The following is a 22,662-nucleotide window of genomic DNA, read 5'->3' as shown; positions in this document are numbered from 1 at the left end:
ACGAGCGATGCAGCACATAGCTGTCCATCATGTCTGGAAATCCGTGGCGGCCGGCTTGTGCGGCAACGCCGCGCACTCTGGCGTGATGTTCCTGAAGCGGTGGATGAACTGGCTTCCAACCTTCCATCCGTATCAAGATCTTCAGCTCGGCCTTGGCCATTGGCTGGGCGGCGGCCCAGTCCACCCCGCCGTGCCATGGGCGATGTCGTTCGTTAACGGCACGCTCGTGCTCGGCATCCTGTTCCGTTCCACCTATCATCTTCTGCCCGGCCACAACGCGGTCATGAAAGGCTTCCTCTTCGGCATCATGGGCTGGATCGCGATGGGATTGCTCTACTTCCCCATACTCGGAAGAGGGTTGTTCGCCTCCGACCTGGGACTAGGCGTACTTCCCGCCGCGTTCTCGCTTGCGATGGTGCTTGCCTACAGCACGTTCATGGGCATCGCGTTCTCGGCGCTGCATTCCGAACCGGGCCGGTTGTGGTCAACGCGCGGTTAACGCTATCATTCGAATTGAAACGGCGCCCCAACGGTATTTTCCATTCTTTGCGCTAGCATGACCGCGCAACACGGGCTCAGCCCGCGTGATTGGGGACGGCGGGACGTGGTCGACATCGCGCAGCAGGCGGCGATCAATCCGGCATCGGCAAAGGAAGCCGGAGCCGCGCGCGCGCGCGTCCCGCTCACGACGATCGATACCGGCCAGTGGCGCGCACTCGCGCAGCGCGCGGCCGAGCCGAATGGATATTACCTGCCCGCCTGGGAGCTCGCCGTCAGCGCCACCGCACGTGGCCGCACCGAAGCCTCGGCATTGCCCGCATTCGACGGCTCTTCGACGCCGCTGATCGGGCTGATGCCGGTGATCTCGCTGTGGCGTGCCCTAAAGATTCCCCTGCCCGCGCTGGTGAGCGCGCATCCCTACGGCACGCTGTGCAGCCCGCTGATCGATCGCGACGCCCCGATCGAGGCGGCCACGGGCCTGTTGCAGCGCGCGCGCGAGGCCGGTGCGCATGCGCTCGTGCTGAACGATGTCGCGCTCGACGGCGCCGCGATGAATGCGCTCGAGCAGGCCTTGAACCGCGACGGCCTGAAGCCGCGCGTACTGTCCTCCTACCTCCGCGCCAGCCTCGATGCGACGCAGGATGACGAAACGCTGCTGCGCGATGCACTCGGTGCCAAGAAGCTCAAGGAGCTGCGCCGTCAGCGCCACCGCCTTGGAGAGCAAGGCCCTGTTACGTTCGACGTCGCACGCCGGCCCGGCGAGATCGGACCCGCGCTCGAAACATTCCTGCAGCTCGAAGCCAGCGGCTGGAAAGGCGAGCGCCGCACCGCGCTGGTTCAGCATGCGGGCGATGCGGCTTTCATTCGCCGCGCCGTGCCGGCGCTGGCAGAGACCGCGCAGTGCGAGATCATCACGCTTCGCGCTGGCACGACGCCGGTCGCTGCCGGCATCGTGCTGCGTCACCAGGACCGCGCCTTCTTCTTCAAGCTCGGCATCGACGAGCGCTTTGCAAGATATTCGCCGGGCGTGCAGCTCACGCTCGACCTCACCCGCCATCTCTGCGCGGATCCCGCCATTGCCAGTGCGGATTCCACCGCGAGCGCCGATCACCCGATGATCAACCCGATCTGGCGCGGACGCTTCGCGGTCGGCGACGTGCTGATCCCGCTGCGGCGGAACGATCCGGTCGTCGCGCTCATTCACGGAGCGCTGGTCGGCCTTAACGCCGCGCACGAGACCGCGCGACGCCTGGTTCGCCGGCTCCGCAAATCAGCGAAAGCTACTCCGCCGCCTGGGCGTTGATCTCCGCCGACACCTGCCGAATCGCCTTCGCGAGCAGGGTCGGATCCTGCGCGCCGGAGACCGCGTATTTCTGCGCGAACACATAGGTCGGCACGCCGGAGATGCCCTTTTCGGCGGCTTCCTGCGCGTCCGCCGAAACGCGCGCGACGTCCTCGTCGGTGGCGAGGCGCTTGCGCACGTCTTCGGCATCGAGGCCGACATCGGCGGCCGCCTGCACCAGCACGTTCACGTCGGTGAGATCGCCGCCGTCGCGGAAATACAGCTCCATCAGGCGCTGCTTCATCTCGGGTGCTTTGCCGATCGCCTCCGCCCACAGGATGAGGCGATGGCAGTCGGTGGTGTTGGGCTGGCGCGCGACCAGCTCGGGCCTGTAGACGAGGCCCTCCTCGCTTGCGGCCGCAACGACGCGCCCCGCAATGCCCTTATAGGCCTCGACCGAGCCGAACTTCTGGGTGAGATAGGCCTCGCGGCTGATGCCCTCGCGCGGCACCCAGGGATTGAGGAAGAACGGGCGGAAATTGAGCTTGACCGGGACGTCCGGAACTAGTGCCAGCGCGCTCTCGATCCGGTGCTTGCCGATATAGCACCAGGGGCACACCACGTCGGAGACGACGTCGATCTGGAGCGGCTTCAGCGTGCTCATGGCAGGCACCTCCTTCGGGCAATACGGGTTGGTTCGAAGATAAGCCGAACCCGCTCCGAGGCAAGGGCGCTAAGTCATGGCTGCTGCCATCTGCCTGAGCCGCTCGGCGGTGCGCTCGTCGGCCGGAAAGAACGTCTCCAGCGCCAGCTCCGACAGCGTGATGTCGACCGGCGTGCCGAACACCATGGTGGTGGAGAAGAAACTTAGGATCTCCCCCTCGTGGCGCAGCTTGAAGGGGATCGCGACATTGTCGCTCGACAGCGGCCCTGCACGCGCCGGAATGGGGTAGCTCTTGAGATCGTTGTAGAGCCTGATCAATTCAGGATCGGCCGTTGCTTCACATTGCCGGTGGAGCCGCTCCAGGAGGTGCCCGCACCACTCCGCGAGATTGACCGTGCGCGGCGCCAGCGCCTCGGGATGGAAGGCGAGCCGCAGCACGTTGAAGGGCTGGCCGAGCAGATGCTGCGGAATGCCGTCGAGCAACGGCGCCACCATGCGGTTGGCCGAGACCAGGTTCCAGTGCCGGTCCACCGCGAGCGCGGGATTGGGCTCATGTGCCCTAAGCACGAGATCGATGGCCTGGCGGGCTGATTTCAAGGCGGGATCCTCCAGCGGCCGCTGCTGGAATGCCGGCGCATAGCCGGCCGCGACCAGCAGCACGTTGCGTTCGCGCAAGGGCACGTCGAGGCGTTCGGCGAGCCTCAGCACCATATCGCGCGAGGGGGCGGCGCGGCCGGTCTCGACGAAACTCAGGTGACGCGCCGAGATTTCGGCTTCGCCCGCCAGATCAAGCTGGCTCATGCGGCGGCGCTGCCGCCATTCCCGCAAATGGTCGCCGATATGGACCGGTTGGCTGCGTTCGGTACGTGCCGTGGATGCATGTGCGTTCATGGCCGAAAATCTAGCACGCAGATATCGGCCCTTCCATTACCTGGGAGGTCATGATTTCCGTCCCTTTTGACCGCCGGCACGGAAATGCTAATGAAACACCGTCATGCGCCGAATGAACACCAGCGAACTCGAAAGGCAGGCAAAGGAGGTAGCCACCCTGATGCGCATGTTCGCCAATGAGCATCGTCTGCTCATCGTCTGCAAGCTGGTCGAATATGGCGAAATCAGCGCGAGCGCGCTCGCCGAGGATGTCGGCCTTTCCGCGTCGGCGCTATCGCAGCACCTGACGAAGCTGAAGACCGAACGCATCGTTGCCTGCCGGCGCGACGGTCAGACGATGTGGTACCGTATCGCAGACCGGCGGATCGAAGAGCTGTTTTCGACGCTGCACAGGCTATTCTGCAAGACGCCAAGACGGTGACCTGCGGCCCGGACAATTCCGGATCGCAGTGACTTGCACCATTCACTTCCGCCTGGCTTCCGCGGATTCGACCCACCAGAAGAACAACGCGGCGCCGACGGCAAGTGCGGCGAACCAGGCGATGTCGGGAACGTGCGTCACGTCCGGAAGACGGACTTTGCCCAGCGCCCAGACGTTGAGCACGTGCGCCTTCAACCAATCGAAGCTCAGGGCGTAGAGGATGGCCCCGGCGACCATGCCGAGCGCACCGACCAAGGCATGAACGCTGCCGGTTGCGATGGCGCCGAGCGCCGTTCCCGGGCAATAGCCGTAAACCACCATGCCGACGCCGAACAGGGCGGCGCCGAGCGCGACCGCCAGCATGTTGGCATCCTTCACGTAGTATTTCGTGTTGCCAGTATCGACCAGCAGCAGCACACCGATCCCGCCGACCACGATCGCGGTGCCCATCACCTTCAGCACGGTGAAATCCCGCAGGCGGAACTGGTTCTCGATCACATTGCAGTTGGTCACCTTGCCGCGTTGGAGCAGGAAGCCGAAGGCTGCGCCCATCACGAGCGGACCAAGGATTGTCATCATCGCTGTCACCGGAGGTCCCTCACTGCTTGCGGAACATGAGCGCGGAAATTCCGAGCCCGGTGGCGAACATCACCGCCAGGAATAGCCAGCTCGACACCGCGAGTTGCAACCCGCCGGAGATACCGTGTCCGCTGGTGCAGCCGCCCGCAAGCCGCGCACCGTACATGATGACGGCTCCGCCGAGGAACGCGCCGATGAAACGCTTTGCGATCGACGGTCCGAATCGTTCCTGCCAGACTTCAGGCACGAGTTCGAGCCGCCACGTCCCCGACATCACCGCGGAGATGAATGCGCCTGCGGGAATGCCGACGAGGAACCAGACGCCGTAGTCCCACTTCAGCGGCATGCTCTTCCAATAGGCGTTCTGTGCCACAGCCTCAGGACCGATCACGGGAATGGCAAACAGGGAGGCGATGCGCGAATAGGCCGTGGTGACGCCGAGCGGATCGCCGAACACGGCGAAGGCGATCCAGCTCAGCAGGCCAATTCCCGCACCGACCAGATAAGGCGACCAGTCAATCCGCGCCGTGCGCGGCGCTTCGCGAACGTAGCTTTCCGTGATGGTGGTCATGTGCGTTTCTCCGGAAGCGTCGGGCCAGCATCGTTGCGACGCAATCAGCCTGCACCAGCAAATATCATATTCAGAAATTACAATTTAGCAATCTCTAAACTATTTTCAGATTCCCGGCGCAGGCGAGCTCGTCGCCGGTCGGGCTTGCGGTATGCCGCCGCGGTCGACGATCAAATCCGTGAGACCCGCCCCCAGCCACATGCCGCCGAGCACGAGCCAGGCGGTGAGCGCGAAGACCGAGGCACCGGTCACGCCGGCACCGACCGCGCAGCCGCCGGCGAGCATCGCCCCGAACCCCATCAGCACCGCGCCGAGCAGGTAACGGCGCATGCCGAGCCCGTCCGAAAATCCTTCCAGCTTCAGCTCGCCCGCGTGCGCCGCTGCGGCGAACGAGCCGAGGAACACGCCCGGAATAATGCCGAGGTCGAAGCCGAGCCGGAGCTGCGAGCTGTTCAGGACCAGCATCAGCAATTCGGCCGACGGTCCGCTGAAGGTGAGGCTCTTCAGCGTCACCGGCGCGAAGGAGGCCTGCGACAGCTGGTAGGTGAAGAACCAGCCGGCGACGACGGCTGCTCCGGTTGCAAGCGCAGCAAGGATCAGCCGGCGCGGCAGCCGGCTGCGGAAGGCGAAGGACAGCCCCGCAATCAGCCACACGCATCCGAAGGCGAGCTTTTCGGGCGTGCCGGCCCCGAACATCGCCATGATGTCGCGTGACGGGCCACCGTCGACCAGCCACAGATTGGTCACCCACTCGCGCGCGGGCGACAGCAAGCCACGATAGGAAGCCTGAGCGGTGACCGCGAACACCAGGCCCGACAGCAGCGCCCTGAGATTGCCGTTGGCCGAGAGCACCAGCAGCCGGCTGGCGCAGCCCCGCGCCAAGATCATTCCGCAGCCGAACATCACTCCGCCGAGCAGCGCACCGGAGATACTTCCCTGCTGCGCGAGTTGCCGCGCCTCGGACACGTCGAGCCAGCGGAGCGCGACCAAGCCTTGCGTGCCCACCAGCGCGGCGGCGAAGGTCAAAAGCCACACCGCAAGGCGCGGCCCGCCCGCGCCGCGGGAGAATTCGACGGCGGCTGCGCGCAGGCAAAAGCGGCTGCGCTGGGCGAAGAATCCAAAGAGGCCGCCGACCAGGAGGCCGCCCAGCCATGACAGCCGGTCTTCCCCCATGAGATCGATGAGTGTCGTCAGCACGGCCGCCTCGGTATTCCCTGGACTTGCCAATCTATCGCCAGGCGCGGCCGCGCTATATGAGCGAGATCAAGCCCCGGGGCGCAGCCCACGCCTATTCAGGGACGCAAGTACGCAAATCCCTGCTGTTGCAGCTCGGCGAGCCGCACCACGCCGCCCTTCTCGGCGACGACGAAGCCGGGCGTGAGATCGTCCAGCTTGACGCCCTGAGCCTTCATCGTATTGGCGCAAGCATCGAAGCCGACGCCGGCGTCGACGAGCTTCGTCATCATCGCAACAATGTGGTCCTGGGCCGCGAGGGCGTGGAAGGCGCGCAGCGCCGGTCCATGCACGACCAACCTGATGTCGGCCTTGCCGGGCCCGCCGACGCCGTCGACATGATTCTGCAGATTGCCCAGAACGAAGACGACACGATCGGCATCGGCGAGGTGATAGGCGACGCGCTGCCGCGCGGGCGTTTCCGTCGCCGCGGACGCCTGGCGCACCGCGAAGGCACCAAATAGTCCGGCAAAGCTCGCGCGAAGCATGGATCGACGCTGCATGGTCCCCCTCCTATCGTGTCTGCTTGATGAACTCGGCGATGCGGTCGGCAACATCTTCCGCGAACAGGTCGCGGAAGAAATGATCGGCATCCTCGATTGTGTCGAGCTGCACCCTGCCGCCGCTCGAACCGGTCAGCGGCGCAAAGGCGGTTGCCACGTCGGGGACGACGCTATCCTTGGTCGCGGCGAACACCAGCACCGGCAGCTTTGTGCGCGCCACCAGCGCGGCGGTATCCTGGCCAGCATCGGCGGCATAGAATGACGCAAAGGCGCGTGCGGTCACCACGGCGTTGCGGCAATAGATGAAGCCAGGCACGTCCATCCACTCCCCGCCGCGGCCCGCCGCGACCGCCTTGGTCGCCTGCTCCAGGAACGGATCGAGCGGCTTGCCATAGGTCTTCGCGTAGGAGGCGCGCAAATCCGCCTCGGCTTCTGCGGTCACGGGCGCCAGCAGCACCGCACCCGCCACCGGCGGGGTCTCGCTTGCTGCGAGATACCGCGCGACCTGGTTGCCGCCGCGCGAATGACCGAGCGCGAAAACGAGTCGCGACATGTCTTTCGCACGTGTCACCCACGCACCAATCTCGGCAACCGCATCGTCGGTCAGGTGGTCGTGCCGCACCGCACAGTCATACATGCCCTTGCGGCGATCGAGCCCGAGCGACAGCGTATGGGCGAGCGAAGCGATGCCGCGCTGCTCCAGCGCCTTGGCAACACCCTGAATGACCTCCATGTCCTTGTGCGCGAGCGTGCCGTGGGTCATCACGACGAGTGGTGTGTCCGGCCCCATCGAGGCTGGCGTGCGCAGCGTCGCGAGCGTCGTGCGGCCCTCGACCGACAGTTCCAGCTCCTGCTCGGCCGCACATGCGGGCCCTGCGAGCGCGAGCACGATAGCCAGTCCCATCAACCATCGCATCGTCGGCTATCTCCCCTACGGCCGGACAATCGTCCAGTTCTTCTCGGCAAGATCCATCAGCGCGGCAACCCCGACCTGCGTGACGCTGACGCCTTCGAGCAGCGGAGGCCGCCTGCCTTCCTTCACCGCCAGCGTCTCCAGCGTATTGCCGCAGGCCAGAAAGCTTACATTGGGCATCGATTTCAGAAAATTCACCAGGCGCTCCCTCACCGGCGAACGGTCCTCGAGCAGCATGTCGAGGCCGCCATTGAAGGCAACCACTGCGATTTCGACGTCCTCGCCCTGCCCGGAATAATGCCGCGAGACGTTGGCCGCAACATCGAGAACGGCGCGCATCTTGACCGGATCGTCGTCGCTGATCTGCAGCGCGAGCCTGTGAGGTTCGGCCGCCTGGGTCACGGTCGGATGGATTGTGGCGAGTAAGCCGGCAGCGAGGGCCGCATGCAGCAGCGTGCGGCGGCTCGCCCGGCCGGTTCTCACTCCACGCCCCGCGACTTCTTCTCCTTGCCTTCCTCTGGCGTCACGTCGACGGCGGCAGCGCGCCCGGTAATCTTCACCGGCGCGATGCAATCCTTCATGCAAGGGTCCTTCTGCCAGAACGACTTCTCGCTGGTGGCGCGGTCGTCCATCACGAAACCCTGCTCGTTCGGCATCTTGATCGTGGCAAGGGTCTTCTTGTTCAGCTCGAAGTTCTGGTCGGTAATGACGTCGTTCAGATAGAGGACGTAGGCGACTAGCGCATAATATTCATCGACGGACAGGGAGCTAGTATTGCCATAAGGCATGGCGTGACGGACGTAGTCGAACACGGTGGAGGCGTAGGGCCAGTACGAGCCCACCGTCTTGACCGGATTGTCTGATGTCAGCGAGCCCTTGCCGCCGGCCAGCACCGGCCAGCGGCCGTTGCCCTCGCCGAACTCGCCATGGCAGGTCGCGCAATTGTCCATGAACAGCTTTTCGCCTTGCGCGACCGTGCCCTTGCCGTCCGGCAGGCCCTGGCCGTCGGGACGCACGTCGATATCCCAGCCGCGGATCTCGTCCGCGGTCGGCGCGCGTCCGATGTGGTAGCGCGGCCCGCTCTTGGCATCCGCCTTCTGCTGTGCAAGCGCCGGCGCGCTCAGCGCGCAGGCGGTCAGCGCGACTGCAATGAGCTTAAGCGACTTCGACATTCTCGACCTCACCATTGGCCTGCACATGCCAGGTCTGGATGCCATTGTTGTGATAGATGGAGTTGACGCCGCGGATCTTGCGCAGCTCCGCCTTGCTCGGCTGCACATAGCCGGTCTCGTCCTGGACGCGCGATTGCAGCAGCAGCGGCTCGCCGTTCCAATCGAATTCGTAGTAGAAGCGCGTCAGCGCCTTGTCGAGAACGGGCCCATCGAGCCGTGCCGGCCACCAGTTGCGGCCGCCGTCGAGCGACACGTCCACGCGTTTGACTTTTCCGGCGCCGCTCCAGGCGAGCCCCGAGACGATGGTAAAGCCCTTGCCATGCCTGATCGGTGCCTGCGGGCTCGGGCACGTGATCACCGATTTGGCGTCCATCGCCCAGGTGAAGCGGCGGGCCTTGCCGTTCGGCATGAGGTCCGTGTACTTCGACGTCTCCTCGCGGGTGTGCCAGGGCTGATCGCCGACCTTGATGCGGCGCAGCCACTTGACCCAGAGATTGCCCTGCCAGCCCGGCACGACCAATCGCATCGGATAGCCCTGCTCGGGATAGAGCGCCTCGCCGTTCATCTTGTAGGCAATGATGCAATCGTCGAGCGCCTTCTCGATCGGCAGACTGCGGTCCATCGCCGCTGCATCGGCGCCTTCGACCAGCAGCCACTTGCCGTTGGTCTTGACGCCGGCCTCTTCCAGCAGCGTGCGCAGCGAGACGCCGGTATATTGCACGCAGTGAATCATGCCGTGGGTGAACTGGCAGCCGTTGAGCTGGGCGCCGCGCCACTCCATGCCCGAATTCGCCGCGCATTCCATGAAGTGGATGCGATTGACGCGCGGATAGCGCTTCAGCTCGTCCAGCGTGAGGATCAGCGGACGGTCCACGAGGCCATGGATCATCAGGCGGTGATCGGCCGGATCAATCTCGGCGATGCCGCCATGATGCCGCTCGAAGCAAAGACCGTTCGGGGTGATGATGCCTTCGAGCTCATGCAGCGGCGTGAAACTCACCGAGGATTCGCGCGAGGCGGTCAGCCATTCGACGTCGCGGCGGATGACATCCTTCTCGAACTTCGACGGCTTGCCATAGGGGCGCACGGCCACGCCCTCGCCCAGCGACTTGGTCCATTCCGGCACGTTGGGCGGCTGGTTGGCGGGATTGCCGGCGCCGGCCGCGGCCGGCTTGGCGAGCACGGAGGCAGCAACACCGGCGCCAGCGGCCAGGAAACTGCGTCGTGATTGCCGGGAACTGTCCATCTTCGACATCGCTTACGCTCCGGTAACTTTGACGGCCCGGTTGGGCTCGAGCCGAACGGTTTTCTGTCGCGTCAGGTAGTTCGCGACGACGTCCCAGATCGGCGGCCCTTCGGTACCTTCGTTGACGCTGGCCCAGCCCGCGACCTGATATTCCCTGGCGGGATCGATCGGCGCGCCGGTCTTGAGCATCTGCATGTCCGAGATGCGGCTGCCCTGCGGCTTGGTGACGTCGATCGCGTAAGCGAGCCCGCCGATCCGCACCATGTCGCCGCCCTGCTGGTAGTACGGATCGATGTTGAAGAGATTGTCGGCAACGTCCTCGATGATCTCCTTCAACCGCGCACCTGTCATGCCCATGCGGTAGACCGCGGGATAGGTGATCGCGGTTGCGTTGGTGACGTCCTCGAAGGTGATGTCCTGCCCCGGCAGCACGCTGGTACCCCAGCGAAAACCGGGCGAGAGCGCGATCTCGGCGTCGCGCTCCTGCAGCAACGCCTGACAGATCAGATCGTCGAACGTGCCGTTGAAATTGCCGCGCCGGTAGAGCAGCGAATCCGTCTTGCCGAGCACTTTGGAAAGATCGGACGCGAAGGGCTTGCGCACTTCGGCGATCTTCGCCGCCATCTCGGCGTCCGCCGTGATCACATCGGAGAACAGCGGAATGAGCTTGTAGCTGTAAGCCTTGACCTCGCCGTCACGGACGTCGAGATCGAGCCGCGACACGAACTTGCCGGACGAGCCGGACGCGATCAGCAGGGTCTTGCCCACCTTCACTGCCTCGGGCAGCGCGTCATGGGTGTGTCCGGTCAGGATGACGTCGATGCCCTTGACGCGGCTTGCAAGCTTGCGGTCGACGTCAAAACCGTTGTGCGAGAGCAGCACGACGAGCTGCGCGCCGCTTTTGCGCGCCTTGTCGACCTGCGCCTGCACGTCCTCCTCTCGCACGCCGAACGACCAGTTCGGAATCATCCAGCGCGGATTGGCGACCGGCGTATAGGGGAAAGCCTGGCCGAGCACCGCGATCTTGACGCCGCCGCGCTGGATCATGGTCGCGGCGTCGAACGCCGCTTCGTTCCATTCGGTGTCGCGGATGTTGAGGCCAAGGAACGGGAAGCCGAGGCCTTCGATCGCCTGTTTGACCCGCTCGGTGCCGTAGGTGAATTCCCAATGGCCGGTCATGGCGTCGGGCTTGAGCAGCGCCATGCAGTCGATCATGTCCTGGCCGCGCGTCTTCAGCGACGACCACGAGCCCTGCCAGGTGTCGCCGCCATCGAGCAGCGCGACCTTGTCGCCGCGCTCGGCGCGGATCGCCTTGATCACGGTCGCGGCGCGATCGAGGCCACCGATCCGGCCATAGCTCTTGGCCAGCGCCTCGAAATCCTCCGAGGTCAAGGCATAGGCCGCCGACGAGCCGGGCGCGATGCCAAAACGGGCGAGGAACTCCTTGCCGGTCACGTGCGGCGGAAGACCCTTCGCCTCGCCCACACCGAGATTGGTCGAGGGCTCGCGGAAATAAAGCGGCATGAGCTGACCGTGAATGTCGGTCACATGCACCAGCGTGACGTTGCCGAGCGGCTCGAACGCGAGCAACTCCTTCTCGGTCAGGCGCTGCTGGGCGACCGCCCGGGTCAGGCCAGAGCCAACACCGGTCGAGAGCGCCGCCGTTGCCGCAGCAACCTGAATGAACTCGCGTCGAGAGATCATGCGCAATACTCCTGCAAGCTCATCGTTTCAATTGCGCACCGACGGCGTCTCGACCGGCAGACCGATGCCGCGCCAGGCGACATAGAGCTCGAGCGCGAGGAACTCGTCCGAGAGCGGCTTGAACGGTTCGGCGCGCACGTCGAACATGCAGCCTTCGAAGCGCTCGTGCAGCGGCACCAGGCGCTGGTCGCGCAGCCGATAGGTGGGAAAGCCGTTGGTCTGGCCCTGGCTCAGGAAATCGGCGCGCATGAACTTACCGTTGTTGCGCTCGTGGCAGGATTCGCAGGCAAGATCGAGCTGGCCGTAGCGCGTGTAATAGATCTGCTTGCCGCGCTCGAACCAGGGCGACATCGGGCCGTCGGTCTTTACCGAGACCTTCATGCCGTGCGACTGGTAGCGCACGAACGTGGTCATGTCGGTCAATTCCCCGGATTTGAACTTCCAGGGCTCCGCCTTCATGTGCTCGGTGCGGCAGATGTTGATGCGCTGCTCGAGATTGACCGGCCTCTTCAGCTTGTCGTCCCATTTCGGCATCGCGGCGCCGACGCCCTTCATGCTGGTCTCGGCTTCGCCGTGGCAGCTCATGCAGGACTTGCCCTCACTGCCCTCGACCTTCTTCCAGGCGTCCGCCGCGCGCTCCACGGCGAGGAATCCCGGATTTTCGAGATCGTCGTCCTGCAGCGCGCGGGTTTCCTTGCTGCGGAACTCGTACCCGGAGATGATGGTCTTGAAGACGTGGCCGGGCGGCGCCGCGATGCCCTTGCGCTCGGCGTCCTCTGCGCATGCGAGCGTCGCAACCGACGCGGCGGCCGCGACCATAGCGGCCAACCCAACATATCGTGGCGCCATTCGAGCCTCCCTCAATGCGCGAGGCGCATCATGCCTTGAGCGCGATCTTCTCTTCGGCCGTGATCACCGTGCCGTCGTCGTCCGTCCAGGAGAACTTGAACGTGCCGGCCTCGTCGATCCTGGCATCGAACTGGATGTAGGGATTGGCCGAGATCGCCGGCTCCAGCGCGCACGCGAACACCGGCTTGCCGTTGAACTCGCAGGCGAACTTGTTGATGATCTTGCGCGGAATGGTCTTGCCCTGCGCATCCTTGCGCTGGCCCGATTCCATCACGTGCGAAACCAGGGTCTTGATCTGGACGACCTCGCCCTTGGCCGCTTCCTTGGGAAGCTTGATGCGCGGTTTGTCTGCCATCTGTTTTCTCCTGAGCCCTTAGCCGCCGCAGCCGCCGATGGTGACCTTCACGGTCTTCTGCTCCGTGAACAACGAACCGTCGCTCATCTTCGCGATCGCAATCACGTTCTGCGTGGACGCGAGCCGGATCCGGATCGAGGCTTCCGCCTTGCCAGACAAGGGGGTGAACGAGAGTGTCGCCACGCCTGCATTCGGGTTGCCGTCCGCAATGATCATGACGTCCTTGACGTAGGAGTCCGCGGTCATCGGGCTCTCGACGTTGATCGACAGCGGCACGGTGTTGCCGTTCTCCGCGATCTCCGGCAGGTCGAGCGAAATCTTGCCCTTGGCCGGCTGCTTGCCGCCGGTGAACTTCTCGATCCACTTCGCCGCGTCGTTCGTCACTTCGGCATCGGCTGCCATGGGCAGCAGCGTCAGCATGACGAAGCCGCCCCCGAGCGCAAATGCCTGCCGTCGATTGATGGCCTTCATTCCTGGTCCTCCTCGCCGTCAGTTCAGCGTCTTGAGAAAAGCGATGACGTCCTCGACCTGCGCGGGCGTCAAAATGGACTTGCCGACGAATTCCGGGCGCACTCGGCTGAGGCCGTCGTTCTTGAAGAACGCGGGCATGACCGTATTGGTGAAGATGCGCTTGGGATCGGCGACGATGAGGCGCAATTGCGCCTCGCTATAGCGGCCGGCGACACCGTCGAGCGACGGACCGAACTCGCCGTGGAACTCTTCGGACTTGAGGCTCGTGACCTGATGGCAGGCCAGACAATTGCCGAGCGTGCGCGTCAGAAACACCTTCTTGCCGGCGGCGGCATTTCCAGGCGTACCGGTCAGGGATTTCGGCAGGGAGTCATCGGCGACGTCGAGCTTGATCGGCTCCTGCGCGTAAGCGCTACCGACCATGAGACACAACGCAAACGCAGCAGCAAGCGAGCGCCGCATGTTTCCTACCCCAGGGATGGCGAGGTGACGCCCGCCTCGTTCATGATTGATCCGACGATCCATCACATTCATTTATTATGATATGTTGATGTCTTCGACAACGTCAAGACATATTTTGCGCGCGACGCCTGGACTAGCCGCTGGCGGCGAGGAAATCCCTGAACGAGCCGCGCTCATAGGCGCGCTCCCGCACGAACCGAAACATCGCGAGAAAATGCGGCGGCTTCAGATAGCCGGGCGCCCGGGCGACTTCTCGCGCCATCGGCTCCTGCTTTTCGATGCCGCTGGACGATGGCGGAAAGAACTGGAACGTCGGGGTGAACCTGATCCCGTATTTCTGGGCAAGGTCCTTCTCGGACAATTCCTGGCGATCGAAGTCCGTAACCTTGCGGGATCCGATCAGATTGAGCTGGAGAACCTCGAAATTGTCGCGGATGTAGTTTGCAATGCCCGTATCGGCGAAATTCACCAGATGGGTTTCGCGGCAATAGGGACAGCCGCGCAGCTCCCACATGATGGCGAGGCGCTTGCCGCCAGCGGCAGAACTATCGAGGTCCTCGCGCAGATCGAGAAAGCTCTGCAGAAACCAGGGCTCGCGATAGAGCCCGTCATCTCCAAGCGCGGGCTCGGCCACAACCTCGCCGCAGCTCGCGGCAAGCGCCGCCCCCGGAGCCAATGCCAGAACATCTCGCCGCGTCGGCCTACGGAGGTGCATCGGGAATTTCAACCTTGGACAATATTGCGGGTCGCGACCGCTTCATTATAATATTCGAATACTCGAATGTAACAAGGATTTCCGATCTTGCGCTGCATCATGGTCCTGTTGGCGTGGCTGATCTCCGGCACCCTCGCTCTGGGCGCCGAGAGTGACAGCGCGAAGGATTTCGCATCGGCGATGGAGCCGGTCATGGCCAATTTGCGCACCGCCGCGAGCTATGCGCGGACGGGAAACATTGCGCTGGCGCAGATGGAAATCGAAGAAGCCGCGGCGGCCTGGAAGCAGCTCGCGACACATACGCCACCTCCCCACTCCCCTTACGCGGCTGTCGCGCTGACGCAATTTCTCGGCCGAGGCGGCGAGCGGCTTGTCGGCGTCGCGCACGCGCTCGACGGCGGAGACATTGTCGCCGCGGGACGAGAGCTGCTCCAGCTCCGCCAGTCATTTCACGACCTCAGGCGTCGATCCGGCCTCTACGATCTTGCCGATTGCGTCTTCGAGACCGCACCCGCGATGGACAAGCTACGCGTTGCGGCCACGCATTATGGCGAGCATCCCGCCCCGGCACAGGCCGAGGATACCATCGCCAGCGCAAGCGCGTTCCGCGACCGTCTGCAACGCTGCAACGATTGGGCGCGGGCGGACGTCGCGGAAACGAGCGAGTTCCGCCGGCTGATCGACGGTGCGATCGCCAGCAGCAGCGAGATCTCCCATGCGGCGATGGCTGGAGACGGGCCGCTCGTCCATCGCTACCTGATCGAGTTGCAGTCTTACGCGCAGCTCCTCGATTTCCGCTTCGGCTAAGGCGTGCCGGTCAACCGATGCTGGTCAATGCAGGGAAATGCTCCAGCAGCCACTCCGAGACGGCTGGCATCAACCCGGTCAGGAACATCAATCCAGTCGCAACCAGAAAGGCGCCCATGGTCTTCTCCACCATGGCCAAGTGCCGGCGGGCACGGCCTAGCGCGGCGACGAAGCGACCGGTGAAGGCGGCGGCGATCAGGAAGGGAATGCCGGTCCCTGCCGAATAAGACAGCAGCAGCAAAGCTCCCCTTGCAGTGGTGTCCTCGGAGCCCGCCATGAACAGGACAGCCGCGAGGATGGGACCGGCACAGGGTGTCCAGCCGAACGCGAACGCCAGACCCATGACGAAGGCGCCGGCAACACCGGCAGGCCGATTCTCGACCTGCAGCGTTGCGCTGCGATAGAGCAGCGGAATCCTGAGCACGCCGAGAAAGTGCAGACCCATCAAGACGATCAGGCCGCCTGCGATGATGCCGAGCGTCGAAATATGGGCGGAGATAAAACGTCCGGCAATCGACGCGGTCGAACCCAGTGCCACGAAGACCAGGGAGAAGCCGGCCACGAAGGCCAATGCAGAGACCAGGATGCGCGGCCGCAATTCAGGCCGGCCGTCGGAAATATCCGAGACTGAGACGCCGGCCATGTAGCACAGGAACGGTGGAACCAGCGGCAGGATGCAGGGTGACAGAAACGACAACAGGCCCGCGACAAAGGCCGCACCGAGCGTGACATCCAAGGTCATCGCACCCTCCCTATTACATATCCGAATTTAATGATATAAAGGACCGAGGAAGTCCAGAGACCAGAAGTCCGGAGGTCATTGCGCGGGATGAACCGACATGTCGCATTGCTCTTGCTCGCGACCACGCTCGCCCTGCCGGCGACGGGATCCCGCGCGGCCGAACTGGTCATGTTCGAGCGGGCCGGTTGCGTATGGTGCGCGCGCTTTGACTCCGAGATCGCGCCGATCTACGGCAAGACCGAGGAAAGCCAGGCCGCGCCGTTGCGCCGCGTCGACCTGGGCCGCCCCCTGCCCGCCGATCTCTCCGGAATTGATCCGGGTGCCTTCACGCCGACCTTCGTCGTGGTAAAAGAGGGCCGGGAGATCGGCCGCATTCGCGGCTATCCGGGGGATACCTTCTTCTTCGGCCTGCTGAACCGCATCCTGACGGGTTCGGGATCGGCGCCGGACAGGTCGTGACCAGAGATGCCTATGAGGAATTTGACGCGATGCCGCTGCCTAAGTTGAAGGAGATCGAGGGATCCGCCGAACTCGAGCAGATGATCGAGAAGGCGCGCGAGGCAAGCGACATGCTCAAGGCGCTGTCGCATGAATCCCGCCTGCTGCTGCTTTGCATCCTCGCCGAGGGCGAGAAGTCCGTGACCGAGCTCGAGCAATTCCTTGGCGAGAGGCAATCGACCGTATCCCAACAGCTCGCACGGCTGAGGCTCGACCGTCTGGTCACCACTCGCCGCGACGGCAAGACCATCTACTACAGCCTCGCCAGCGAGGATGTCCGCAAGATACTGACCGCCGTCTACGACGTGTTCTGCGAGCCAGTGCGCCGGCGGCGCAGGTAGTTTTCCGCTCTGGATTTCCGCAACCCTCCGGCGCAAACTGCCCGAAGGCAGAATAAACATCTCCGGGAGGAATGCTGGACCCGTCGACCATAGCGTTTGCATGCGGGCTTGCAGCCGGCGCCATTTTGGGTGTCGCGGGTCGCGCGGGACGATTTTGCACACTGGCCATGCTCGAGGATGCGTTCTTCGGGTCGGATTTGCGTCGGCTCAAATCCTTTGCGCTGGCTGCGGCCGTGGCGCTGCTGGCGACCCAGGCGCTCGCCGAACTCGGCATCGTCGATCTGTCGCGGTCGATCTACCTGACATCGTCGATCGGACTTGGCGGCGCGATTCTGGGCGGACTGACGTTCGGCATCGGCATGGCGCTGGTCGGCACCTGCGGCTTCGGCACGTTGGTCCGTGTCGGCGGCGGAGATCTGCGGGCCATTGTGGTCTTTCTCGTGCTCGGCCTCTCGGCGCTCGCAACCATGCGCGGGATCACGGGCATGCTGCGCGTGATGCTGATCGAGCCGCTGGCTCTGCTGCTCCCCGAGGGCAACGACCAGACGCTGACCTCGCTTCTGGGCGCGGGAGGCGCGGTGCGCGCGCTCCTCGTCGTGTCGATCGCCACGGCGCTCGCCGTCTGGGCTCTCGCCGACGGCAGGCTGGTCCGATCACCCCGACTGCTGGCCTCCGGCCTTGCCGTCGGCGGCGCGATCGCATTCGGCTGGTTCGCGACCGGATGGCTTGCCGACGACGAATTCGATCCCGTTCGCGTCTCATCGCTCAGTTTCGTCGCGCCACTCGGCGACACCATCCTCTACATTGCGACCTTCTCCGGGGCGCGGCTGAATTTTGGTATCGGCTCCGTCGCCGGCGTCGTGGCAGGCTCATTTGTCGCCGCGATGCTCGCGCGCGGCTTCCGTTGGGAGGCTTGCGACGACGCGCGCGAATTGAAGCGTCACATGACCGGCGCGCTTCTGATGGGCATCGGGGGGGTCATGTCGATGGGATGCACAATTGGCCAGGGATTGACGGCTTTCTCGACGCTCGCCGTCTCAGCGCCGATCACCATGCTGGCGATTGCCTGCGGAGCCCGGCTCGGGCTCGAATTCACGATGACCGGCGAGTGGTTGCCGGCACTGCGCAGGCTGTTCGGCGTCTCGACGTAGCCAAGACCACCGGGATTTTCGAATCGCGAATGGCCTCGAGCATCCCAAGACTGTCCTGAATAGCGATCTGCCTTACCCCTGAGGTAATCGAATTGGCCCGCGGGCCGGCGCATCTTCTGTCGCAACAGGAGATGACCATGATCGCGCTGTTGCTCTACCGGACCGTCGCCGACCACCTTGTTCCCTGGGCCATGACGCTCGCGACCCGTCTGCTGGCGCGCAGCCTCAACATGCCCGAGCCGCTGGTGCATTCGACCGGCGATTACGTGGTCGCACAGGTCATCGCCTTCGAGCACGGCGTCGGCAGGAGCCTCTGTCCGTTCCGCCTCACCCGCCTGCTCCGCGCCTGGTGGCGCGGAGGGCACTGACTTCCACGCCCAAGCAAGGAGACTACGATGATCGACGCCTCCACCTTCCTGCGCCGCGCCCTGCTCGCCGATGCCATCTTCAGCGGCGTCGCCGCCCTCGGCTTCAGCTTCGGCGCCGGCACGTTCGCTGCGCTGTTCAACCTGCCCGAAGCGCTGCTGCGCGAGACCGGCCTGTTCCTGATTGCCTATGCCGCGCTGGTTGGCTGGCTGGCGTCGCGCGCCGCGGTGGCGAAGGCGCTCGTGCTGCTGGTCGTGGTCGGCAATGCGGCCTGGACCGTCGGCAGCATCGTGCTGCTGCTCTCCGGCGCGGTGTCGCCGAACCTCGCCGGCGAGCTCATGGTCGTCGCGCAGGCGATCGCCACGGGCGTGTTCGCAGAGTTGCAATATGTAGGATTGCGGAAGAGCGGGCGTGTAGCGGCGGCGTGAGGCTGCGCTCGCCCCCTCACCTCGCGCTGTCGTCGCCCGGCTTGACCGGGCGACCCAGTATTCCAGAGACGGCGGTGGTAGAATCGAGAAGGGGCGGCGTACTGGATGCCCCGGTCAAGCCGAGGCATGACAGCGGAGCTAGAAGCGCGAGCTACGCTCGCGCGCGGCCGTTGGCCTTGGCAACGGCGTGACCGTTCAACTTCTTCTTTTTGGCCGCCTTGGCGCCCGCCTTCTTGGCCTTGCGCTCGCCGCGCGCCTTCACCTTGGCGGCTTCCGCCCGTGCCTCGGCGCGCAGCTTCTTGCGCTTCTTCTCGCAGGAGTCGCATTTGCAGCCGATCGGCTTCAGATAGGCTTTGAAATAATCGGTGCCGTAATCGTAGTTGATCTCGTCGCCCGGCTCGATGTTCCTGATGGCGCGGATGAAGACCTTGCGCTCGCGCGGCCGGACGTCGGACTCGGCGTTGGGCCGGCAGGAATGGTTGATGTAGCGGGCGAGATTCTTGCGCACAGAACCGTCGATGGTCCAGCGGCCGTTGAGCTCGAACAGGTACTTGTTCTCGATCTCGTCGTGCTCTGGAATCCGCGAATCCAGGATCGGTCCGAAATAGCGGATGATCCGGGTGCCCTTCTTGATCGGCTTGGTGGCGAAGAGGCCGAGTCCAGTCTTGGAGCGGCCGACACGATAGGGTTTGTTCGACGATGTGGCTGGCATGATCAGGGAAACGAGGACGCGAAACGAGGCTGGAAAGGCCCAAGCGAAGCCGCTCTTCTAGAACGATTCCGCGCCGCTGTCAGGTATATCCCACCCCTGTTTGAACCTTGCCCACAATCAAGACGTCTGATGGGACGAAGTTCCCACTGCAACGAAGTCTCATGATGAAGCACATCGCCGGCATAGGCCTCGCTGTCTTGGTGATCTGCATTGGCCTGAACAGCGCCGACGCCCAATCCGTGGGCAGCACCTACACCTCGACGGCGCCAAGGGATTGCCGCCAGATCGGCAAGCCCAACGAGCTCGACGGCAGCACCACGCGGGCATGTCCGGGCAAGGCGGGCTTCCTGGTGCTGATTGCCGAGGACGATCTGCGCGAGAGCGTCTCGGTCGGCCGCAATCGCAGGGAAGCGGCCGAGGAACCGGCTGCCAAGATCTGGTTTGCCCCATTCAATTCATCCGAGACGACGATCGAATGGCGCGCCGCGGGCGCAAAGCCGTTTGCGATCATCCAGCGCTGGCACATCGCGGACAATAGCGATCCCGACAAGCAGGGTCGGCCCAACACCAAGGCCATGCTGGTCGTGACCCGGCTGCCGCCGGGCTCGGTCTGCCACGTCGCCTATGTCGATGCGATCGCCAACCCCACCGCCAATGAGCTTGCGCGCAAGGCCGCGGACGATTTCGCCCGTGGCTTCGCTTGCGGCAAAGACGAGGTGAAGATCATCGGCACGCGCGGCCGCGCCGTCGGACTTGCGACGATGCGCTAGGCCTTGGCTGCTCAAACGGCCGCTATGCGGGATGCTTCGGGGTCACGGGCGCCGTCAGCATCGCCTCGAGCAGGCGTTCGGCCGTCGTCCCCTCGGGCAGCCGCCCGAGAATGTCCTCGAGCCGTCCGTCGAGCAGCAGTGTGGTGAATCCGTGCACCATCGACCAGGCGCGTGCAATCGCCGCGCCCTGGTTCAGCGTCAGCGCATCACGGCTGATCTGCTCCTGCCGCATCATGCCGACGGCATTGGCGAGCCCGGCAAAAGAGGCTTCGGCCGCCTCGTGCAACGAGGGTCTGGAATAATCCAGCCGCTCGGTGCGAAACATGATGCCGTACATGCCGGGATGGGCCTGCGCATAGGCGACATAGGCCTTCGGCCGCGCCAGCGCGGCTTCGAGCGGCGTGGTGGCGGCTTCGCAGGAGGCGGCCATCGCCGCGTTGAACTGGCGGAAGCCCACGGCTGCAAGCTCGCTAAGGAGGCCGGTAAGATCGCCGAAATGATGGGTGGGCGCGGCGTGCGAAACACCGGCCTCGCGCGCTACCGCTCGCAAGGTGAGGCCCGCGAGCCCGTCGCGCTCCAGCACGCGTTCGGCGGCCTGGAGCAGCGCTTCGCGCAAGGCACCGTGATGATACGGCGTCTCGGTCTTCGCGCTTCCCGCACGGCGCGAGGTGCGCGATGCCGCGGTCGACGTCGTCTTTCTGGGGGCACGCGGGCTTCGCGCGGTTTCGCTCTTGGTGTCGGTCTTGGCCATTTACAAGCTATATGACGCAATATTGACAGTGTAAAGATTTCGCTTGACCGAAACCACAACCGGCGCTATCTGATCTTTACGATGTAAAGATAGAGAGGGAGACGCCGTGCAGCACGACGCCATCGCCGAGCGCCGCAACAATATCGCGCCGATCCCGTTCGAAGCCGACGCACCATTCCTGAAGATCATCGGCGAGTTGCCACGCGATCTGAACGGCACGCTCTATCGCAACGGTCCCAATCCGCAATTCTCTTCGCCCGGCGCGCACTGGTTCGTCGGCGACGGTATGCTGCACGCCTTCCACCTCGAGAACGGCCGCGCCAGCTACCGCAACCGCTGGGTCCGCACGCCGAAATGGCTTGCCGAGCACGATGCCGGCCGCGCTTTGTTCGGCGGCTTCGGCCGCAAGCTGCCGGATGCCCCGGCGGATCTCGCCGACGGCGGGGTCGCCAACACCAATGTCATCTTCCATGCCGGCAAGCTGCTGGCGCTGGAAGAAGCGCATCTGCCGACCGAGATCGAGCCCGGCACACTGGCGACGCGCGGCTATCACAATTTTCAGGGCCGCGTCGCCGGCAGTTTCACCGCTCACCCGAAGATCGATCCCATCACCGGCGAGCTGGTGTTCTTCGGCTACAACGCGGCGGGTCCGCTGACCCCTGCCCTCTCCTACGGCTCGATCGATGCCTCCGGCAAGGCGACGCGCTTCGAACGGTTCGAAGCGCCCTATGCCAGCATGGTGCACGACTTCATCGTCACCGCGAACCATGTGCTGTTTCCGATCCTGCCGATCACCGGCAGCATGGAGCGCGCAATGAGCGGGCGGCCGCCCTATGCCTGGGAGCCCGACAAGGGCGCCTATGTCGGCGTGATGAAGCGCAGCGGAACGGCGAAGGACATCGCCTGGTTCCGGGCCGAGGCTTGCTACGTCTTCCACGTCATGAATGCGTGGGAGGATGAGAACCGCATCATCGCCGACGTCATGCAGTTCGAGGAAGCGCCGCTGTTTCCGCATCCCGATGGACGGCCGACCGATCCGGAGAAGTCGCGCGCCCGCCACTGCCGCTGGACCTTCGACCTCGCAGGCAATACCGACCGCTTCCAGCAGACATACCTGGACGATCTCACCGGCGAATTCCCGCGCATCGACGACCGCCGCGCCGGCCTGAAAAACTGTCACGGCTGGTACGCCTGTGCCAATCCGAAACTGCCGGTGTTCGGCGCGCTCTCCGGCCTTGCCCATGTCGACGGCGACGGAAGGCGGCTCGGCCATTATCTGCTGCCCGCCGGCGACACCATCTCCGAACCGGTGTTCGTCGAACGGTCACAGGATGCGGTCGAAGGCGATGGCTGTCTGCTCGCGGTGATCTGGCGGGCGCGAGAGAACCGCAGCGACCTCGCGGTGTTCAACGCCACTGATATCGAAGCAGGTCCCGTCGCGCTGGTGCAGCTTGGCCACCGCGTGCCCGACGGGTTTCACGGCAATTGGGTGGGCGCGCAGTAGCGCCCGTCATCCCCGGGCGCGGCCCCTTGGCGCCCCGAATCCACAGCACGGACGTGTCAC

General features: G+C 64.5%; 30 protein-coding genes. 11 read left to right on the top strand and 19 right to left on the bottom strand.

Going from position 1 to position 22,662, the window contains the following annotated elements; all coding sequences use genetic code 11:
• Positions 1-7: 7 nt before the first annotated feature.
• Positions 8-499 (top strand): DUF6789 family protein, encoded by a 492-nt coding sequence (locus XH84_RS11775; RefSeq protein WP_128920781.1) that lies wholly within the window; start codon positions 8-10, stop codon positions 497-499.
• Between the two features lie 105 nt (positions 500-604).
• Positions 605-1,804: a GNAT family N-acetyltransferase gene (locus tag XH84_RS11770; RefSeq protein ID WP_128920971.1), complete on the top strand. Its 1,200-nt coding sequence runs from the start codon at positions 605-607 to the stop codon at positions 1,802-1,804.
• On the opposite strand, the gene XH84_RS11765 is transcribed toward XH84_RS11770, so the two are convergent.
• Together XH84_RS11765 and XH84_RS11760 are read right to left on the bottom strand one after the other, a co-directional pair.
• Positions 1,782-2,447 (bottom strand): DsbA family oxidoreductase, encoded by a 666-nt coding sequence (locus tag XH84_RS11765; protein ID WP_128920780.1) that lies wholly within the window; start codon positions 2,445-2,447, stop codon positions 1,782-1,784. The genes XH84_RS11770 and XH84_RS11765 overlap by 23 nt on opposite strands.
• Positions 2,448-2,516: 69 nt before the next feature.
• A complete protein-coding gene (locus XH84_RS11760) occupies positions 2,517-3,338 on the bottom strand; it encodes a helix-turn-helix domain-containing protein (protein WP_128920779.1) in 822 nt (273 codons plus the stop codon).
• A 103-nt stretch (positions 3,339-3,441) separates the two neighbouring features.
• Between XH84_RS11760 and XH84_RS11755 the strand changes: the two genes are divergently transcribed.
• Positions 3,442-3,759 (top strand): ArsR/SmtB family transcription factor, encoded by a 318-nt coding sequence (locus XH84_RS11755; RefSeq protein ID WP_128920778.1) that lies wholly within the window; start codon positions 3,442-3,444, stop codon positions 3,757-3,759.
• Between the two features lie 42 nt (positions 3,760-3,801).
• On the opposite strand, the gene XH84_RS11750 is transcribed toward XH84_RS11755, so the two are convergent.
• The 14 genes from XH84_RS11750 to XH84_RS11685 all read right to left on the bottom strand — a co-directional run bounded on the left by XH84_RS11750 (position 3,802) and on the right by XH84_RS11685 (position 14,532).
• Positions 3,802-4,347: a YeeE/YedE thiosulfate transporter family protein gene (locus XH84_RS11750; protein WP_128920777.1), complete on the bottom strand. Its 546-nt coding sequence runs from the start codon at positions 4,345-4,347 to the stop codon at positions 3,802-3,804.
• Between the two features lie 10 nt (positions 4,348-4,357).
• Positions 4,358-4,909 carry a YeeE/YedE thiosulfate transporter family protein gene (locus tag XH84_RS11745; protein WP_128920776.1) on the bottom strand — a complete coding sequence of 184 codons (552 nt, stop codon included), beginning with the start codon at positions 4,907-4,909 and terminating at the stop codon, positions 4,358-4,360.
• Positions 4,910-5,014: 105 nt separating this feature from the next.
• The gene (locus XH84_RS11740; protein WP_128920775.1) at positions 5,015-6,106 is read right to left on the bottom strand and encodes a YeeE/YedE family protein; all 1,092 of its coding nucleotides are present in this window, start codon (positions 6,104-6,106) and stop codon (positions 5,015-5,017) included.
• Between the two features lie 95 nt (positions 6,107-6,201).
• Positions 6,202-6,645 (bottom strand): DsrE family protein, encoded by a 444-nt coding sequence (locus tag XH84_RS11735; protein ID WP_128920774.1) that lies wholly within the window; start codon positions 6,643-6,645, stop codon positions 6,202-6,204.
• A 10-nt stretch (positions 6,646-6,655) separates the two neighbouring features.
• Complete coding sequence (locus XH84_RS11730; protein ID WP_128920773.1) at positions 6,656-7,561, bottom strand: alpha/beta hydrolase; 906 nt, start codon at positions 7,559-7,561, stop codon at positions 6,656-6,658.
• A 15-nt stretch (positions 7,562-7,576) separates the two neighbouring features.
• Positions 7,577-8,011: a DsrE family protein gene (locus tag XH84_RS11725; RefSeq protein ID WP_164936455.1), complete on the bottom strand. Its 435-nt coding sequence runs from the start codon at positions 8,009-8,011 to the stop codon at positions 7,577-7,579.
• A 26-nt stretch (positions 8,012-8,037) separates the two neighbouring features.
• The gene (locus XH84_RS11720; protein WP_164936423.1) at positions 8,038-8,730 is read right to left on the bottom strand and encodes a c-type cytochrome; all 693 of its coding nucleotides are present in this window, start codon (positions 8,728-8,730) and stop codon (positions 8,038-8,040) included.
• Positions 8,714-9,985: a sulfite dehydrogenase gene (gene soxC, locus XH84_RS11715; RefSeq protein ID WP_128920770.1), complete on the bottom strand. Its 1,272-nt coding sequence runs from the start codon at positions 9,983-9,985 to the stop codon at positions 8,714-8,716. Before soxC ends, XH84_RS11720 begins: the two co-directional genes overlap by 17 nt.
• A 3-nt stretch (positions 9,986-9,988) precedes the next feature.
• Positions 9,989-11,680 carry a thiosulfohydrolase SoxB gene (gene soxB / locus XH84_RS11710; RefSeq protein WP_128920769.1) on the bottom strand — a complete coding sequence of 564 codons (1,692 nt, stop codon included), beginning with the start codon at positions 11,678-11,680 and terminating at the stop codon, positions 9,989-9,991.
• Between the two features lie 27 nt (positions 11,681-11,707).
• Entirely contained in the window at positions 11,708-12,529 is an 822-nt protein-coding gene (gene soxA, locus XH84_RS11705; RefSeq protein WP_128920768.1) for a sulfur oxidation c-type cytochrome SoxA, read from the bottom strand.
• Between the two features lie 28 nt (positions 12,530-12,557).
• Positions 12,558-12,884: a thiosulfate oxidation carrier complex protein SoxZ gene (gene soxZ / locus XH84_RS11700; RefSeq protein ID WP_128920767.1), complete on the bottom strand. Its 327-nt coding sequence runs from the start codon at positions 12,882-12,884 to the stop codon at positions 12,558-12,560.
• 18 nt (positions 12,885-12,902) lie between these two features.
• Positions 12,903-13,355 (bottom strand): thiosulfate oxidation carrier protein SoxY, encoded by a 453-nt coding sequence (soxY, locus tag XH84_RS11695; protein ID WP_128920766.1) that lies wholly within the window; start codon positions 13,353-13,355, stop codon positions 12,903-12,905.
• 18 nt (positions 13,356-13,373) lie between these two features.
• Entirely contained in the window at positions 13,374-13,817 is a 444-nt protein-coding gene (soxX, locus tag XH84_RS11690) for a sulfur oxidation c-type cytochrome SoxX (protein ID WP_128920765.1), read from the bottom strand.
• A gap of 133 nt (positions 13,818-13,950) precedes the next feature.
• The gene (locus XH84_RS11685) at positions 13,951-14,532 is read right to left on the bottom strand and encodes a SoxW family protein (RefSeq protein ID WP_128920764.1); all 582 of its coding nucleotides are present in this window, start codon (positions 14,530-14,532) and stop codon (positions 13,951-13,953) included.
• 87 nt (positions 14,533-14,619) lie between these two features.
• Here XH84_RS11685 and XH84_RS11680 point away from each other — a divergent pair, with 87 nt between their 5' ends.
• Positions 14,620-15,339 (top strand): hypothetical protein, encoded by a 720-nt coding sequence (locus tag XH84_RS11680; protein WP_164936422.1) that lies wholly within the window; start codon positions 14,620-14,622, stop codon positions 15,337-15,339.
• Positions 15,340-15,349: 10 nt separating this feature from the next.
• On the opposite strand, the gene XH84_RS11675 is transcribed toward XH84_RS11680, so the two are convergent.
• Complete coding sequence (locus tag XH84_RS11675; RefSeq protein ID WP_128948305.1) at positions 15,350-16,081, bottom strand: cytochrome c biogenesis CcdA family protein; 732 nt, start codon at positions 16,079-16,081, stop codon at positions 15,350-15,352.
• 87 nt (positions 16,082-16,168) lie between these two features.
• On the opposite strand from XH84_RS11675, the gene XH84_RS11670 reads away from it, so the two are divergent.
• The 5 genes from XH84_RS11670 to XH84_RS11650 all read left to right on the top strand — a co-directional run bounded on the left by XH84_RS11670 (position 16,169) and on the right by XH84_RS11650 (position 18,865).
• A complete protein-coding gene (locus XH84_RS11670) occupies positions 16,169-16,540 on the top strand; it encodes a thioredoxin domain-containing protein (RefSeq protein WP_128920763.1) in 372 nt (123 codons plus the stop codon).
• 29 nt (positions 16,541-16,569) lie between these two features.
• Entirely contained in the window at positions 16,570-16,920 is a 351-nt protein-coding gene (locus XH84_RS11665; RefSeq protein ID WP_028137430.1) for an ArsR/SmtB family transcription factor, read from the top strand.
• A gap of 71 nt (positions 16,921-16,991) precedes the next feature.
• Complete coding sequence (locus XH84_RS11660) at positions 16,992-18,071, top strand: YeeE/YedE family protein (RefSeq protein WP_128920762.1); 1,080 nt, start codon at positions 16,992-16,994, stop codon at positions 18,069-18,071.
• A gap of 137 nt (positions 18,072-18,208) precedes the next feature.
• The gene (locus XH84_RS11655) at positions 18,209-18,439 is read left to right on the top strand and encodes a hypothetical protein (RefSeq protein WP_181769424.1); all 231 of its coding nucleotides are present in this window, start codon (positions 18,209-18,211) and stop codon (positions 18,437-18,439) included.
• Between the two features lie 27 nt (positions 18,440-18,466).
• The gene (locus tag XH84_RS11650) at positions 18,467-18,865 is read left to right on the top strand and encodes a hypothetical protein (protein WP_128920760.1); all 399 of its coding nucleotides are present in this window, start codon (positions 18,467-18,469) and stop codon (positions 18,863-18,865) included.
• A 151-nt stretch (positions 18,866-19,016) separates the two neighbouring features.
• Here XH84_RS11650 and XH84_RS11645 read toward each other — a convergent pair whose 3' ends face one another.
• Complete coding sequence (locus XH84_RS11645; protein WP_128920759.1) at positions 19,017-19,577, bottom strand: SET domain-containing protein; 561 nt, start codon at positions 19,575-19,577, stop codon at positions 19,017-19,019.
• Positions 19,578-19,741: 164 nt separating this feature from the next.
• Here XH84_RS11645 and XH84_RS11640 point away from each other — a divergent pair, with 164 nt between their 5' ends.
• The gene (locus XH84_RS11640; RefSeq protein ID WP_128920969.1) at positions 19,742-20,347 is read left to right on the top strand and encodes a hypothetical protein; all 606 of its coding nucleotides are present in this window, start codon (positions 19,742-19,744) and stop codon (positions 20,345-20,347) included.
• Positions 20,348-20,369: 22 nt separating this feature from the next.
• Here XH84_RS11640 and XH84_RS11635 read toward each other — a convergent pair whose 3' ends face one another.
• The gene (locus tag XH84_RS11635; protein WP_128920758.1) at positions 20,370-21,098 is read right to left on the bottom strand and encodes a TetR/AcrR family transcriptional regulator; all 729 of its coding nucleotides are present in this window, start codon (positions 21,096-21,098) and stop codon (positions 20,370-20,372) included.
• 106 nt (positions 21,099-21,204) lie between these two features.
• Here XH84_RS11635 and XH84_RS11630 point away from each other — a divergent pair, with 106 nt between their 5' ends.
• On the top strand, positions 21,205-22,602 hold the full coding sequence (locus tag XH84_RS11630; RefSeq protein WP_128920757.1) for a carotenoid oxygenase family protein: 1,398 nt from the start codon (positions 21,205-21,207) through the stop codon (positions 22,600-22,602).
• Positions 22,603-22,662: the final 60 nt, after the last annotated feature.

The organism is Bradyrhizobium nanningense (assembly GCF_004114535.1).
GTDB lineage: Bacteria > Pseudomonadota > Alphaproteobacteria > Rhizobiales > Xanthobacteraceae > Bradyrhizobium > Bradyrhizobium nanningense.
Note: the sequence above shows the minus strand (reverse complement) of the source record. Positions and strands in the feature narration are given on the sequence as shown.